This window comes from Caballeronia sp. GAFFF2 (genome assembly GCF_023631485.1).
GTDB lineage: Bacteria > Pseudomonadota > Gammaproteobacteria > Burkholderiales > Burkholderiaceae > Caballeronia.
On sequence record NZ_JALQDA010000031.1, the window covers coordinates 15,410 to 29,808 of the forward strand.

The following is a 14,399-nucleotide window of genomic DNA, read 5'->3' on the forward strand; positions in this document are numbered from 1 at the left end:
ACTTTGAAAATGAACGAGACATTGAAACGTGCGATTCAGTTTTCCATCGATCATGAATCGAAGTGGGACCGGAACGTCGATGGCAACTGGGGCGTGCATATCAACGATCCCGCGCCGTGGAACAAGCTGCTTGGACCGGTACATGATCGTGGTCCGGTGTCGGGCGCGATTGCGCTCGATGGCCACGTGATCACCACGTGGGGCGAGCCGGATCGCGCGGACCTTACCTTCAGCATTGCGAAGACGTACCTCGCCTTGCTTGCGGGCGTGGCGCACGACCGTGGCTTGCTGCCCGATGTCGATGAACCCGTGCGCGAGCGCGTGCCCGGTATCGGCTTCGACGACGCGCATAACGCCCCGGTTACGTGGGCGCAACTGCTGCAGCAGACGAGCGAATGGCAAGGCGAGTGCTTCGGGCTTTCGGATCAGGCGGATCATTATCGCGCGGTGACATTTGGCGAGCCGCCCGCAGGCAAGAAAGGCGACTTGCGGCCGTTGCAGACGCCTGGCACCTTCTGGGAATACAACGACGTGCGGATCAACCAGTTATCGCTTGCGTTGATGCATCTGTTTCGTCAGCCACTCCCCGAAGTGTTTCGTGAAGCGATTGCCGAGCCCTGCGGCATGAGCGATGGTTGGCAATGGGTGGGTTACGACCATGCGTGGACCGAGATCGATGGACGGCGCATGCAGTCCGTTCCCGGTGGGACGCATTGGGGCGGCGGCATGTCGGTCAGTGCGAACGACCAGTTGAAGATCGCGCGGATGTTGCTGGACGAAGGTCTGGTTTCCGGGCGGCGGGTGCTGTCCCGCGAGTGGATCGAGAAAATGCGCACGCCTTGTGATATCGCGCCGTTTTATGGGTTTCTTGTCTGGCTCAATACGGGGCGGAAGATGTTTCCCTCGGTGCCGGAGTCGAGCTATTTTGGCGTGGGCGCGGGAAGTTCGTTCATGTGGATCGAACCTTCCACGCGGCTGGCGGTTATCGTGAGGTGGCTGGATTCGGCGTTTGCCGGGGAGTTTTTTGGGTTGGTGTTCGATGGCGTCAAGGGAATGACGCGTTGAAAGCTTGCGCTTCTTTCCGGCCGACACGACAAGTTGGCCGTCCTCTCATTTCGGGCTTTCGATAAATCTCCCAAGCGCGTACCTAGCGTGCACTAAAAAGGCCCCTGAATCGCCTCTGCTAAATGCCCCACATCGCAACATCAGCAATTCCGACCGAGTAGAACTTCCCGCAATTTCGACCCTTTATTTAAGCGCTCAAACGCAATGTGTCCGAGTACACATACGCGAGTATTTCCATTCGTGCGATGAACGTTCGACGCTGATTTGACCTGCTAAGCTTTGTTTCAATGGCATGACCAATACGCGAACGCGAAGCGGCTCGATCACGCTTCCCGGCACGTACGTCATTGGCCATTCGAACGGCGGGTCAGAGCCATAGAGCTCGATACGGGGATCATCAAAGTGTGGACAAGGTCAAGTTCGGCAGGTCACGAAACGATGCCCGATCGTGTGCGTTCCGGCATTCGTGCATGCACCCCGTCGCTGACTCGTCGCGCCCTGCTCGGTGAGATTGCGGCGCTCGCTCTCGGCGCAGCGTCCCCCTTCGCCTTCGCTCAACATGATGCGGTGGGACTCGTCACGCCGCCGCTTCGCCTCGACGATATCGTGCTTGTCGATCAGACCGGCAAGACGCGTCGCTTGAACGAAGTGTTGCGTCACGGCGTGACTGCGTTGCAGACGGTCTACACCGGTTGCGGCACGGTATGTCCTTTGCAGGGCGCGCTATTCAGCGCGGTACAGAAACGCATAACGGGCATCCGTACTCGTCATGCGGTGCAGTTGCTATCGATTGGAATCAATCCGCTTTCCGATTCACCTCAGGCATTGCACGCATGGCTCGCCCAGTTCGAGGCGGGTCCTTCGTGGATCGCAGCGACTCCGACGCTTGCGGATGTCGACAAGATGCGCGTGGCGCTGTCGGGCAGCAAGGCATCGGCAAGTGACATCGCAGACCATTCGACGCAGGTCTATTGCTTCGATGCCAATGCGATGTTGCGCTGGAGAAGCGCCGATCTTCCACGCGTGAACGATGTCTGCGATGTGCTCGGCGCGCTTGCACTGACATAGCTATTCGACTTATCCACGGGGAGCAGGACCATGCCACGAATCCTTTCGGCCGGGAGCGTGTTGCTTGACGTTGCCCGCCATGCGCGCGTCGTCTTGCTGCTGGCGTTGGCGCTAACGTTAGCGAGTGTGTCGCACCAAGTCCGCGCGCAGACATCGGCGCCCATCACGCTAAGCGGCACCAGCATGTGCGCCGACGTGAGCGGCGAATCCAAAACACCGAACGCGCCAGTCATTACATGGCCCTGCACCGGCGGCGCGAATCAGCAATGGAAGCCGGTTGCTACAGGCACGCGCTACAACCTCATCAATCTCAATAGCGGTCTATGCATGGACGTGTCGGGTCAAAGTCCCGATCCCGGCGGTCCTATCATTCAATGGACCTGTAGTGGCGGCACGAATCAGGCGTTTTCGTTGATCCCGCAAGGCGGAGGTTACGCGATCGTCGCGGGACACAGCGGCTTGTGCGTGACCGCGTCGAGTACGACCTCACAAGGCGTGCAACTGACGCAGCAGGTGTGTAACGCAAGCGCCACGCAGACATGGAAAGTCAGCGGCTTGCCCGCGCCGCAAGCTGCATTGCCTTCGAAATGGACGGCGCCCATCACGTTGCCGCTCGTGCCGCTCCAAGCCGCGAATCTTCCCGATGGAACCGTGCTGGTCTGGTCGGCCGACAGCGCCCTCAACTTCACCTCTGGCGAAGTCACGCCGGGCAAGACGTACACGGCGATCTTCAATCCATCGACCGGCACGAGCAAACAAATGATCGTGACCAACACCGGGCACGACATGTTCTGTCCGGGTATCGCCAATCTTCCCGATGGCCGCATCTTCGTGACGGGCGGATCGAGCACGAAAAAGACCAGCATCTATTCGCCTACGACCGGCACATGGACGTCGAGCAATCAGATGAACATTTCGCGCGGCTATCAGGGCAGCGTGACCTTGAGCAACGGTAACGTGTTTCTAGTGGGCGGCTCGTGGAATGGCGGGCTCGGTGGAAAGACGGGCGAAACGTGGACCTCGGGCTCGGGCTGGCAAGTCAACGGCGCCATTCTCGACGACTACATCCTGACGAACGACGCTGCGGGCGTGTTCCGCGCTGACAACCACGCCTGGCTCTTCGCGGTCGCCAACGGACGCGTGTTTCATGCGGGCCCGAGCCGCGCCATGCACTGGTTCGACACGGCAGGCAACGGCAGCGTCACCGCAGCCGGCAACCGGGGCAGCGACAATGACGCGATGAACGGCAACGCGGTCATGTACGACGTCGGCAAGATACTTGCCGTGGGTGGCGCGCCGAGCTACGACCAATCGACGGCCACCTCCAATGCGACGCTGATCGACATCAGCAGCGGAACGGCGATCACGCGCACCATCGCACCGATGAGCTATCAGCGCGCGTTCAACAACAGCGTCGTGTTGCCGAATGGGCAGGTCGTCGTGATCGGCGGTCAGACCTTCGCCGTGCCGTTTTCGGACGACAACGCGATCCTCACGCCCGAGTTGTGGGACCCGACCACGAATGCGTTTTCGCGGCTCGCGCCACAAGCCGTACCGCGCACTTATCACAGCATGGCGCTGCTGCTGAACGATGGACGCGTGCTCAGCGGCGGCGGCGGATTGTGCGGCTCGTGCGCCACGAATCACACGAATGTCGAAATATTGACGCCGCCTTATCTTCTCAACGCGGACGGGTCCGCCGCAACCAGACCGACCATGAGTTCCGCGCCGACCGATGCGTTGCTCGGCACGACCATCGTCGTATCGGCGACCAAGGGCATGACAGCATTTGCGCTGATGCGCTCATCGTCGGCCACGCATTCGGTGAACAACGAACAGCGACGCGTGCCGCTGACGTTTACGGTGGGCACCGCTGGCGAGTACAAGTTGAAGATTCCGTCCGATCCGGGCATCGTCGTGCCCGGCTATTACATGCTTTTTGCGCTGAACGCGAAGGGCGTGCCGAGCCTCTCGCGTACCATGCGCGTGCATTGATGGCGCAGCGCTTGGTCGGCCTCGCGCTCGTTGCGATGGTAACGGTTGCCCATGCCGCATGTGAACCGCGCGACCTGGGCTGCGCGATTTTCGACGGAGAGCATCCGCTGTCCGCGCATTTGCGTGATGACGATCGCACGTTGCCTGCGTGGACGACTCGTTGCGTCAATTGCCATGTGGGCACATCGAAAGCGGCGGCCTTTGCGCCGCCGCTGACTCGCGAGTCCTTGCTTGGCGAAACGCGTCGTCGCGGAGGGCCGATGAGCCATTACGATCCCATCGCTTTTTGCCGCGCGATCAAGGATGGCGTCGATCCAGCGGACATCGTGCTTCGTCGGGCGATGCCGCGTTACAAGATTGCTGACGCACAGTGCGCCGCGCTCTGGCAATTCGTCATGAGCCGATGAGCGCGCGCATTCGTCGATGCGTCTTGAACGACGCAGCCGGTTCGAGCGGTCACGAGCACGGCACGGCGGCATGAGTGAATCGGTTGATTGTTGCTTGAAAGACTCAAGCCACCTTCGCCCCCTTCACCACCTCCCCCAGCAACTCCGCATGCAGCCCCTTCAGCACCTTCACGAACTCCGATGCCAATCTCTCCCTCGGCCGATGCGGCGGAAACAGCAAATAAGTCGGAAACAACGTAGCCGGCAAAAATGGCTTGATGACAATTCCAGGACCCGCGAAATCCCGCGCGACGATCGGATGCGCGAGCGTCACGCCCATCCCATGACGCACCATCTCGCAGCACATTGCCGTGTACTGCGCCTCGATGGCAAGCACGCGCTCCACGCCCGCACGCTGAAACACCTCGTCCATCAGCGTGCGCGTGCCGTCGCCGTGACACAGCGAGATGAACGACTCGCCTTCGAGATCCTGCGGCTTGATGCTGCGTTTCGACGCCAGCCGATGCCCCTCCGGCATAACACACACCGCCGCCACGTTCGACAACTGCTCGACCTCGCAATCCGACGCCTCGCTCACATACACGGCCACGCCGAGATCGCAGAACTGCGACGCCGTCCAGTGATTGACCGTACCCGATGTGTTCACGTGCAACGACACGGTCACCGTCGGATATAACTCGACGAAGCGCTTGATCGCATGCGGCACGAGAGTCATGCCCGCCGATGGCATCGCCGCTATGCGCAAACGTCCGCTGCCGAGATTGCGTATCTGCGCCGCCGCGTTCGCCAGTCCCTGCAAGCCGACGAACGCACGTTCGACCTCGCGGAAGAACGCGGTGCCCTCGCTCGTGGGTATCAACCGCACGCCGCTGCGCTGAAATAGCTGCAAGCCGGTTTCGCGTTCGAGCTGCGAAATCAGCCGGCTCACGTTCGGCTGCGAGGTAAAGAGCGCCTTGGCCGCCGCGGTCATCGACCCCGAGACCATGACCGCCCGAAACGCCTCGATGTGCTTCAGATTCATGCGTGATCTCCCTCTCCGGGTGAACCCCGATCCATATCATCCATGCATAGGTAGGTATTTTATTCGTATTGGACGATATGGTCCGGCGGCGCGAAACTGCATTTCAACGACGGGTCATGAAGCCCGCCCCCACACCCCGGATCTGGAGATCGTCGTCATGAAAAGAGCGTTGCATCGCCGTCTGTCCGTCCCCGCTTGTACCGCCTTCGCGGCTCTTTCTTTCGCCGCTCCGCTTCTCGCTCACGCCGAAACCACGCTCTATGTCGCCAATGTGGGCGGCTCGAACGAGCAGTTGTATCGCCAGAAAATCATCCCGCCGTTCGAAAAAGCGCATGACGTCAAGATCGTCTACGTTGCGGGCAATTCCAGCGATACCCTCGCCAAGTTGCAAGCGCAAAAAGGCCATCAGCAGATCAACGTCGCCGTGATGGACGACGGGCCCATGTATCAGGCGATGCAGCTCAATCTCTGCGCCAAGCTCGACGAAGCGCCCGTGATGAAGGACGTCTATCCGCTTGCGCGTCTCGGCGCGACGTCGATCGGCGTCGGCATGGTGGCGACAGGCATCGGCTACAACGAGGAAGCGTTCAAGAAGGCCGGTCTGCCGCCGCCCGATTCGTGGAAGGTGCTCACCGACAAACGCATCAAGGGCAAGCTCGGCGTGCCGCCGATCACCAACACGTATGGTCTGCATACGCTCGTCATGCTCGCGCGTCTGAACGGCGGCGGCGAGAAGAATATCGAGCCGGGCTTCGCGGCGATGACCAAGGATGTCGCGCCGAACGTGCTGTCCTGGGCGCCCACGCCCGGCGAAATGGACGGTCAGATGCAATCCGGCGACGTGGTGCTTGCGCCCTACGGCAGCGGTCGCGCGGTTGCGCTGCAGAACACGGGCTTTCCGCTCAAGTTCGTCTACCCGAAGGAAGGCGCGGTCGCGTTGCAGGTGGCGGCATGTGCCATCGCCGAGAACGCGCAGCCGCAGTTGTCGCAGCAGTTCGTCCAGTATCTGCTGAGCCCGGAAGTGCAGGCGTTGCAGGCGCAAGGCATCGGTCTCGGTCCGGTCAACAAGACGGTCAAGCTGACGCCGGAAATCGCCGCGCGCGTGCCTTACGGTCCCGACCAGATCGCGAAACTGACCGCGATGGACTGGACCACGATCAACCAGCATCGCACCGAGTGGACGGAGCGCTGGAACCGTTCGGTCGAGCGTTGAACCCCACACCGGCATGAAGGAGCGAGGCGCATGGCCTTCCTGACTCTGCAAGGTATCTCGAAACGCTACGGCGATTTCACGGCGATCGAACAACTCGATCTCGATGTCGAACGCGGCGAACTTCTCGCGCTGCTCGGACCTTCGGGTTGCGGCAAGACGACCACGCTGCAAATGGTGGCGGGGTTCGTCACGCCGACCACGGGCCGCATTCTGCTCGATGGCCGCGACATCACGCACGAACGTCCGGAGAAACGCGGCATCGGCGTGGTGTTTCAAAGCTATGCGCTCTTTCCGCACATGACGGTGGCGGGCAACGTCGGCTTCGGTCTGGAAATGCGCAAGGTCAAGCGCCGCGAACGCGAAGAGCGCGTGGAAGAAGCACTCGCGCTCGTGCGTCTAAAGGGACTCGGGCATCGCTATCCGAAGGAATTGTCGGGCGGCCAGCGGCAGCGCGTGGCCATTGCACGCGCCATCGCCATGCAGCCCGAACTGCTCTTGCTCGACGAACCGATGTCCAATCTCGACGCCAAGTTGCGCGAGGAAATGCATATCGAATTGCGGGCGATTCAAAAGCGCCTCGGCATAACGACGATCCTCGTCACGCACGATCAGGTCGAAGCCATGACCATGAGCGATCGCATTGCGGTGATGCATCGCGGAACCATCGCTCAATTGAGCACGCCATACGACGCTTACGAGCGTCCCGCCACGCCGTTCGCATCGACCTTTCTCGGGCGCACCAATACGTTTTCCGGCGAAGTCCTGCGGCGCAATCCGCGTTGCGCCGAAGTCGATGTACTCGGCACCACGCTGCACGTGCCGCACGAAGGCCGTCATGTGAACGGCGCGGTCAACGTTTATATCCGCCCGGAGAAGGTGCATATCGCCAATGGCGCAGCGCGCGTGCGCGGACGTATTGCAACGCGCGTGTTCGTCGGCAATCAGTGGCTGCTCGAAGTGGAAACGGAACTCGGCAAGCTGCGTGTCGCGCAGCCGAATCACGGTGCGCCGCCGCCCGAGGAAGGTCACGAAGTCGGCCTCGCCTGGACCGACGACGATCTGCGCGTGCTCACGCAAGATGCTCCGGAGGGTGCTCATGGCCACGCTTGACGACGACCGTCCCGGCGCCGCGCCGTGGCTCCTGTCCGGCCCCGCGCTGCTGCTTTTTGTCGGATTGCTGCTGGCGCCGCTCGCGCTCACGCTCGTGCTGTCGTTTCGCGTTTTCAGCGACACGGCCGGCGTCACCGCCGCCTACACGCTCACGAACTATTGGGAAGTAGTGAGCGACCCGTACTACCACACCATCTTTCTGCGCACTGCCGGCCTCGCCTTCGCGGTCACGCTGCTCTCCATCGTGCTTGGCGTGCCGGAAACTATCGTGCTCGCGCGCATGAAGAAGCCGTGGCAGTCGCTGTGTCTTCTCGTCGTGCTCGGCCCGCTCCTGATCTCGGTCGTGGTGCGCACGCTTGGCTGGCAGATTCTGCTCGGCAACAACGGCGTGCTCAACAACGTGCTGCAAGCGCTGAAAATCACCGATGAACCCATCCGCCTCGTCTTCACGATGACCGGCATGATCATCGCGCTCACGCACGTTCTGGTGCCCTTCATGGTGATGTCCGTGTGGGCCACCATGCAAAAGCTCGACCCGCAAGTGGAATGGGCCGGACGCTCGCTCGGCGGCTCGTCGTTCGCGGTGTTCCGCCGCGTGGTGCTGCCGCAGATCATGCCGGGCGTGCTGTCGGGATCGATCATCGTGTTCGCGCTGTCGGCATCCGCGTTCGCCACGCCCGCGCTGATCGGCGGACGGCGCCTGAAGGTCGTCGCCACCGCTGCCTACGACGAGTTTCTCGGCACGCTCAACTGGCCGCTCGGCGCGAGTATCGCCGTGTTGTTGCTGATCGCGAACGTGGCAATCGTCATGGGTTGCAGCCGCCTCGCCGAACGCCGGTTCCGGCATATCTTCGACTAACGCGGACGACGATCATGAAACAGAACGGCATTCTCGGGCTCGTCTACAACGCGTTCTTCCTGACCTTCATCATGGCGCCGCTCGTGGTCGTGATGCTCGTCGCCTTCACCGACAAAGGCTTCATCTCGATGCCTTTCGATGGCGCGTCGCTGCGCTGGTTCCGCGCGATCGTCGAGAACGGCGACATCGTTTCGGCGTTCTGGCTGTCGATCCGCCTCGCGTTCGCGGCGGCGACCATCGGCGTGCTGCTCGCGGTGCCCGCGGCGCTGGCCATCGCGCGTTATCGCTTTCCCGGCCGCGCCGCGCTCACGAGCTTTTTCCTCTCGCCGATGATGATCCCCGCCGTCGTGCTCGGCATCGCGTTCCTGCGCTTTCTGTCGCTGCTGCATCTGTCGGGATCGTTCTGGTCGCTGGTATGCGCGCACGTCATCATCGTCTTGCCGTATGCATTGCGGCTTGCGCTTTCGTCCGCCGTCGGCCTGGATCGCGATGCCGAACGCGCCGCGCTTTCATGTGGCGCGAGCCGCTTCACCGCATTTCGCCGCGTGGTCCTGCCGATGATCCGCACCGGCGTGGCAGGCGGCTGGGTGCTCTCGTTCATCCAGAGTTTCGACGAACTCACGATGACCATTTTCGTCGCGACGCCCGGCACGACCACGCTGCCCGTCGCCATGTACAACCAGATCGCGCAGACGATCGATCCGCTGGTCGCCTCGGTCTCGGCGGTGCTGATCGTCGGCACGGTGTTGCTGATGATCCTGCTCGACCGCATGGTCGGACTGGACCGCATTCTGATCGGAGAAGCGCGATGACACTTTCAACCTCCGCCAGCCCCGACGTGCTCGTGCTCGGCGGCGGCCTGGTCGGTTCCGCCGTGGCTTACGGTCTTGCCCGCGAAGGCGCGCGCGTGACCGTGCTCGACGAAGACGACGGCGGCTTTCGCGCCTCGCGCGGCAACTTCGGCCTCGTATGGATTCAAGGCAAGGGCTATGGCCTCTCGCCTTACGCACGCTGGTCGCGCAGTTCGGCCACGCGCTGGCCCGGACTCGCCGAGAGCCTCTTGAACGAAACGGGCATCGACGTGGCCTTGCGCCAGCCGGGCGGCTTCCACTTTTGCTTCAACGACGACGAACTCGCCGACCGCGAGAAGCGTCTCTCGACGCTCAAGGCCGAGATCGGCGACTACCCGTATCAGATGCTCGATGCCGCCGAGATTCGCGAGCGCATTCCGCAGATCGGCCCGCAAGTGATCGGCGCGAGCTACACGCCGATGGACGGCCATGTGAACCCGCTCAAGCTCTTGCGCGCGCTTCATTCGGCGATGCAGGCGCGCGGCGTGAAGCTCGTCTCGGGCGAACGCGCGGAACGCATCGAACCGGACGCGAACGGCCAAGGCTTCGTCGTGCATGGCAAGCGCGGAACGTATCGCGCGGGGCGTGTCGTGCTTGCGGCTGGCCTCGGAAACCGCATGCTCGCGCCGTTCGTCGGATTGAACGCGCCGGTCGCGCCGAATCGCGGGCAGGTGCTGGTGAGCGAACGCGTCGCGCCGTTTCTCGACTATCCGACGCTCAACGTGCGCCAGACCGACGAAGGCAGCGTGCAATTCGGCGATTCGATGGAAGAAGTCGGCTTCAACGATTTCACGACCACGCATGTGCTCGCCGATATCGCGCGGCGCGGCGTGCGCGCGTTCCCGATGTTGCAGCACGTGCGGCTTGTGCGGATGTGGGCCGCGCTGCGCGTCTACAGCGCGGACGGCTTTCCGATCTACGACCGGTCGGAAGCGCATCCCGGCGCGTTCGTCGTCACTTGCCATAGCGGCGTGACGCTCGCCGCCGCACATGCCATGCGCGTGGCGCCGTGGATCACCGGTGCACCCGTGCCCGAGGAATTGCCGACCTTCTCCGCACGCCGCTTCGAGAACGCTCAAGAACCGATTCCCGCACACTGAATTCGACATGACTTCCCAATCGACTCACACGCTGTTCAAGCCGCTGCCGGGGGAATCCGCCGCGGCCATCGAGATCTTCTTCAACGACCAGCCTTTGTCCGTGCCGGGCGGCCGTTCCGTCGCGGCCGCGCTGCTCGCGGCGGGCGTCTCGCGCTTTCGTGCGACGCCGGTGTCGGGTGCGCCGCGCGCGCCGTATTGCATGATGGGCGCGTGCTTCGAATGCCTCGTCGAAATCGACGGCATTCCGAGCCGTCAGAGTTGCATGGTCGAAGTGCAGGCGGGCATGCGTATCTGCTCGCAGGAAGGCGCGCGCGATCTGCCGCCCATGACACTCGCCGATACCCCGCTGGAGAACGCGCATGGCCGCTGATTTCGCCTCCGAAGCCGTCGATGTGGTCGTGATCGGCGCTGGTCCGGCCGGCATGAGCGCGGCCACGCGCGCCGCCCGCGCGGGCCTCAAAACCGTCTTGATCGATGAACAGGACGCCGTGGGCGGCCAGATTTATCGTGGCATCGCTCACGCCGATGCGCGTCGCAAGGAGATACTTGGCCCCGACTACGCGGCGGGCGCGGAGATCGCCCGCGCGTTCGCGGCATCGGGCGCGCGTCACGTGACCAATGCGAGCGTCTGGCAAGTCACGCGCGAGCGCGGCATCAACTATCTGAAGGACGGCAAGATCGGCAGCTTCGACGCGCAACGCGTGATTCTCGCAAGCGGCGCGCTGGAGCGGCCCTTTCCGATTCCTGGCTGGACGCTGCCCGGCGTGCTGACGGCGGGTGCCGCGCAGATTCTCCTGAAGAGCGCGGGCGAAGTGCCTGCCGCGCCACCGGTTCTCGCGGGCTGCGGGCCGTTGCTGTATCTGCTTGGCTGGCAATATGTGCGCGCCGGTGTGCCGATTCGCGCGCTCGTCGACACCACGCGTCACGAAGACCGCTGGCGCGCGAAGCGTCACATGCTGTCCGCATTGCGCGCGTGGCCGTTCCTGAGCAAGGGCCTGCAACTGATCCGCACCTTGCGCGACGCCGGCGTGCCGATCTTCGAAGCGGCCGACGATCTGCGCGTGGAAGGGCGCATCGGCGCGGATAACGTCGAGCATGCGGCCGCGCTTCACTTCACGACGCAAGGCGCGGCGCATCGCCTTGAAGCGGACGTGATCCTGCTGCATCAGGGCGTCGTGCCGAATACGCAGTTCACGCAGGCTTTGCGGGCGTCGCATCGCTGGGACGACGCGCAGCTTTGCTTCACGCCCAAAGTCGATGCGTGGGGCGAGCTGGATGTGCCCGGCATCTTCGTCGCGGGCGACGGCGCGGGTATCGGCGGCGCGCAGGCGGCGGCCTTGCAGGGCTCGCTCGCGGGCCTCGCGGTCGCGGCGCAACTCGGCGCGCTGAACGCCGCAACGCGCGACGCCAAAGCGGCCGGGCAGCGCCGCGCGCTGGCGGGCGTGCTGCGCATCCGGCCATTTCTCGACAGCCTTTATCGTCCGCGCGATATCAACCGCATTCCGCGCAACGAGACTATCGTGTGCCGCTGCGAGGAAGTCACGGCGGGCGAATTGCGCAAATTCGTCGAGATGGGTTGCGTCGGACCGAATCAGGCGAAGTCGTTTGGACGTTGCGGCATGGGTCCGTGTCAGGGCCGCATGTGCGGTCTCACGGTGACCGAAGTCATCGCGGATGCGCGGCGTGTCTCGCCCGCCGAAGTCGGCTACTACCGCATTCGTCCGCCGATCAAGCCGCTCACGCTCGGAGAACTCGCCGGTGAATGACGCAACCGACGTTCAGGAAGCCGATGTGCTCGTGGTTGGCGGCGGACTGCACGGCACGAGCAGCGCGTTCCACATGGCGCGGCGCGGCGCGAAGGTGATCGTGCTCGAAGCCGATTACGTCGCGCGTCATTCGTCCGGCGTGAATGCAGGCGGCGTACGCACGCTCGGACGCGCGCTGCCCGAGATTCCGCTCGCGCTGATGTCGCGTGAAATCTGGCACGGCATGCGCGATCTGATTGGCGAGGATAGCGGCTTCGTGCCATCGGGCCAGCTCAAGATAGCCGAGACGGACGATGAGCTCGAAGCATGCCGCGAGCGCGTCGCCCTGCTCGAATCGCATGGCTTCACGCACGAGAAAGTGATCGACCGAGAGGCCGTGCTCGAACTCGAACCCGCGCTGGCTCGGCATGTCACGGGCGGCATCTGGGTCGAGCGCGATGGCTTCGCGCTGCCGTATCGCACGACCACGGTCTTCCGGCTCGCCGCGCAAAAACTCGGCGCGCGCTTTCTGGAAGGCACGCCGGTGCGTCGTATCGAGCAACGCGGCGCGCGCTGGTTCGCCTACACGCCGCACGGCACGTTCAGCGCGGAAAAGCTGCTCGTCACGGCGGGCGCGTGGTCCGGCGAACTCGCGAAACAGGTAGGCGAGCCGGTGCCGGTGCATCCCGAAGGTCTGATGCTGATGGTCACGCATCGCGTCGCGCCCTTCTGTCGCGCGACACTCGGCGCAACGGGACGGCCGCTGTCCTTCAAGCAGTTCGATAACGGCACGGTGGTGATCGGCGGCAAGCTGATCGGCATTGCGGACCTGCTTGCGCGTCATGGCGAAGTGGATTTCGTGCGCCTCGTGCGCAGCGCGAAAACCGTCACCGATCTGTTCCCGCATCTGCGCCATCTGGGCGTCAATCGCGCGTGGGCCGGTGTCGAGGCATTCACCGAGGATGAGCTTCCAGTGATCTCGGCAAGCCGCAAGGCATCGAATCTCTATTACTCGTTCGGCTATTGCGGCAGCGGTTTTCAGCTCGGACCGGGCTGCGGCAAGCTCGTCTCCGAACTCATGCTCGATGGCGCGCCGTCCATTTCACTCGATGCATTCGCCATCGATCGCTTCGGGCGCGCGGCCGCTTCTTCTTCGGATGCGAATACCGCGCGTCTCGTCGCGCATTGAATGCCGCGCGTTTTCGCGCGGCGACTTCGTTTCAATCTCAACGTTCAAGGAAAAAAATCATGGGCGATATCGTTCGCATCGACACCAATCAGCGGATGAGCCGCGTCGTCAAGGCAGCGGGTCTCGTGTTTATCGGCGGCCAGACTTCCGCCGATCATTCGCCGGATATCAAACTGCAAACCGCCAAGGTGCTCGAAAAGATCGACGGCTTTCTGGAGAAAGCGGGCATCGACAAGACGCGTCTCGTGTCGGCACAAGTGTGGCTTGCGGATATCTCCCGCGATTTCAGCGGCATGAACGAAGTGTGGGATGCGTGGGTGCCGCAAGGGCATGCGCCGACCCGCGCGACGGTGCAAGCGCAATTGGCAACGCCCGAGCTGCTGGTGGAGATCGCGGTGGTGGCGTTGGCGTGAACGGGCTGCTGCCGCTTATCGCTTTTCGTGATTTGAATGTGCGAAACGCACCGCACAAAAAGCCACGTTTCATGGTAACTTCCAGCCTGTTCATCGCACGGTTGCGATGAGCGAGTTCTCGGGGCGGGGTGAGATTCCCCACCGGCGGTAATCGTTTCCCGATGTTTTCACGAAAGGGACGTAGCCCGCGAGCGCTCTCCGGCTTTCACGGTCGGAGAGGTCAGCAGACCCGGTTTGATTCCGGGGCCGACGGTATAGTCCGGATGAAAGAGAACAGGACAGTCAGTGTGCTTCGTCACGCTTCGTTCGCGCTTATTTTGTCGCGTGCGAAGGCCATTGGCCGTCCTTCGCCCTGTTCACACC

Annotated in this window: 14 protein-coding genes and 1 riboswitch; of the genes, 13 read left to right on the forward strand and 1 reads right to left on the reverse strand. The window is 63.0% G+C overall.

The window, feature by feature from the left end; translation table 11 throughout:
- Nucleotides 1–9: 9 nt before the first annotated feature.
- From NCT04_RS24255 to NCT04_RS24270, 4 genes are all read left to right on the forward strand, one after another.
- A complete protein-coding gene (locus NCT04_RS24255) occupies nucleotides 10–1,065 on the forward strand; it encodes a serine hydrolase domain-containing protein (protein WP_250468057.1) in 1,056 nt (351 codons plus the stop codon).
- Nucleotides 1,066–1,503: 438 nt separating this feature from the next.
- Nucleotides 1,504–2,133, forward strand: a complete 630-nt coding sequence (locus tag NCT04_RS24260) for an SCO family protein (protein WP_250468058.1) — start codon at nucleotides 1,504–1,506, stop codon at nucleotides 2,131–2,133.
- A 30-nt stretch (nucleotides 2,134–2,163) separates the two neighbouring features.
- Nucleotides 2,164–4,128: an RICIN domain-containing protein gene (locus NCT04_RS24265; RefSeq protein ID WP_250468059.1), complete on the forward strand. Its 1,965-nt coding sequence runs from the start codon at nucleotides 2,164–2,166 to the stop codon at nucleotides 4,126–4,128.
- A gap of 260 nt (nucleotides 4,129–4,388) precedes the next feature.
- Nucleotides 4,389–4,535, forward strand: coding sequence for a hypothetical protein (locus tag NCT04_RS24270; protein WP_250468060.1), 147 nt, complete (start codon nucleotides 4,389–4,391; stop codon nucleotides 4,533–4,535).
- 103 nt (nucleotides 4,536–4,638) lie between these two features.
- On the opposite strand, the gene NCT04_RS24275 is transcribed toward NCT04_RS24270, so the two are convergent.
- Nucleotides 4,639–5,556: a LysR substrate-binding domain-containing protein gene (locus tag NCT04_RS24275; protein ID WP_250468061.1), complete on the reverse strand. Its 918-nt coding sequence runs from the start codon at nucleotides 5,554–5,556 to the stop codon at nucleotides 4,639–4,641.
- Between the two features lie 157 nt (nucleotides 5,557–5,713).
- On the opposite strand from NCT04_RS24275, the gene NCT04_RS24280 reads away from it, so the two are divergent.
- From NCT04_RS24280 to NCT04_RS24320, 9 genes are read left to right on the forward strand one after another with little or no spacing between them, the layout of a single operon-like run.
- Nucleotides 5,714–6,769 (forward strand): ABC transporter substrate-binding protein, encoded by a 1,056-nt coding sequence (locus tag NCT04_RS24280; protein ID WP_244831842.1) that lies wholly within the window; start codon nucleotides 5,714–5,716, stop codon nucleotides 6,767–6,769.
- A gap of 30 nt (nucleotides 6,770–6,799) precedes the next feature.
- Complete coding sequence (locus NCT04_RS24285) at nucleotides 6,800–7,879, forward strand: ABC transporter ATP-binding protein (protein ID WP_244831843.1); 1,080 nt, start codon at nucleotides 6,800–6,802, stop codon at nucleotides 7,877–7,879.
- Entirely contained in the window at nucleotides 7,866–8,738 is an 873-nt protein-coding gene (locus NCT04_RS24290) for an ABC transporter permease (RefSeq protein WP_244831844.1), read from the forward strand. Before NCT04_RS24285 ends, NCT04_RS24290 begins: the two co-directional genes overlap by 14 nt.
- Before the next feature lie 14 nt (nucleotides 8,739–8,752).
- The gene (locus NCT04_RS24295) at nucleotides 8,753–9,550 is read left to right on the forward strand and encodes an ABC transporter permease (protein WP_250468062.1); all 798 of its coding nucleotides are present in this window, start codon (nucleotides 8,753–8,755) and stop codon (nucleotides 9,548–9,550) included.
- Nucleotides 9,547–10,689, forward strand: a complete 1,143-nt coding sequence (locus NCT04_RS24300) for an NAD(P)/FAD-dependent oxidoreductase (RefSeq protein WP_244831845.1) — start codon at nucleotides 9,547–9,549, stop codon at nucleotides 10,687–10,689. Before NCT04_RS24295 ends, NCT04_RS24300 begins: the two co-directional genes overlap by 4 nt.
- 7 nt (nucleotides 10,690–10,696) lie before the next feature.
- Nucleotides 10,697–11,059, forward strand: a complete 363-nt coding sequence (locus NCT04_RS24305) for a (2Fe-2S)-binding protein (RefSeq protein WP_250468063.1) — start codon at nucleotides 10,697–10,699, stop codon at nucleotides 11,057–11,059.
- The gene (locus NCT04_RS24310; protein WP_250468064.1) at nucleotides 11,049–12,455 is read left to right on the forward strand and encodes an FAD-dependent oxidoreductase; all 1,407 of its coding nucleotides are present in this window, start codon (nucleotides 11,049–11,051) and stop codon (nucleotides 12,453–12,455) included. Before NCT04_RS24305 ends, NCT04_RS24310 begins: the two co-directional genes overlap by 11 nt.
- A complete protein-coding gene (locus tag NCT04_RS24315) occupies nucleotides 12,448–13,623 on the forward strand; it encodes an NAD(P)/FAD-dependent oxidoreductase (protein ID WP_250468065.1) in 1,176 nt (391 codons plus the stop codon). The genes NCT04_RS24310 and NCT04_RS24315 overlap by 8 nt, the downstream gene beginning before the upstream one ends.
- A 59-nt stretch (nucleotides 13,624–13,682) precedes the next feature.
- Nucleotides 13,683–14,036 (forward strand): RidA family protein, encoded by a 354-nt coding sequence (locus tag NCT04_RS24320; RefSeq protein ID WP_250468066.1) that lies wholly within the window; start codon nucleotides 13,683–13,685, stop codon nucleotides 14,034–14,036.
- Nucleotides 14,037–14,146: 110 nt separating this feature from the next.
- A riboswitch (FMN riboswitch) is annotated at nucleotides 14,147–14,315 on the forward strand.
- Nucleotides 14,316–14,399: the final 84 nt, after the last annotated feature.

Coding starts and splice junctions, on each gene's coding strand:
- NCT04_RS24255 (WP_250468057.1), top strand. CDS start 10: ATGAACGAGACATTGAAACGTGCGATTCAGTTTTCCATCGATCATGAA.
- NCT04_RS24260 (WP_250468058.1), top strand. CDS start 1,504: ATGCCCGATCGTGTGCGTTCCGGCATTCGTGCATGCACCCCGTCGCTG.
- NCT04_RS24265 (WP_250468059.1), top strand. CDS start 2,164: ATGCCACGAATCCTTTCGGCCGGGAGCGTGTTGCTTGACGTTGCCCGC.
- NCT04_RS24270 (WP_250468060.1), top strand. CDS start 4,389: ATGAGCCATTACGATCCCATCGCTTTTTGCCGCGCGATCAAGGATGGC.
- NCT04_RS24275 (WP_250468061.1), bottom strand. CDS start 5,556: ATGAATCTGAAGCACATCGAGGCGTTTCGGGCGGTCATGGTCTCGGGG.
- NCT04_RS24280 (WP_244831842.1), top strand. CDS start 5,714: ATGAAAAGAGCGTTGCATCGCCGTCTGTCCGTCCCCGCTTGTACCGCC.
- NCT04_RS24285 (WP_244831843.1), top strand. CDS start 6,800: ATGGCCTTCCTGACTCTGCAAGGTATCTCGAAACGCTACGGCGATTTC.
- NCT04_RS24290 (WP_244831844.1), top strand. CDS start 7,866: ATGGCCACGCTTGACGACGACCGTCCCGGCGCCGCGCCGTGGCTCCTG.
- NCT04_RS24295 (WP_250468062.1), top strand. CDS start 8,753: ATGAAACAGAACGGCATTCTCGGGCTCGTCTACAACGCGTTCTTCCTG.
- NCT04_RS24300 (WP_244831845.1), top strand. CDS start 9,547: ATGACACTTTCAACCTCCGCCAGCCCCGACGTGCTCGTGCTCGGCGGC.
- NCT04_RS24305 (WP_250468063.1), top strand. CDS start 10,697: ATGACTTCCCAATCGACTCACACGCTGTTCAAGCCGCTGCCGGGGGAA.
- NCT04_RS24310 (WP_250468064.1), top strand. CDS start 11,049: ATGGCCGCTGATTTCGCCTCCGAAGCCGTCGATGTGGTCGTGATCGGC.
- NCT04_RS24320 (WP_250468066.1), top strand. CDS start 13,683: ATGGGCGATATCGTTCGCATCGACACCAATCAGCGGATGAGCCGCGTC.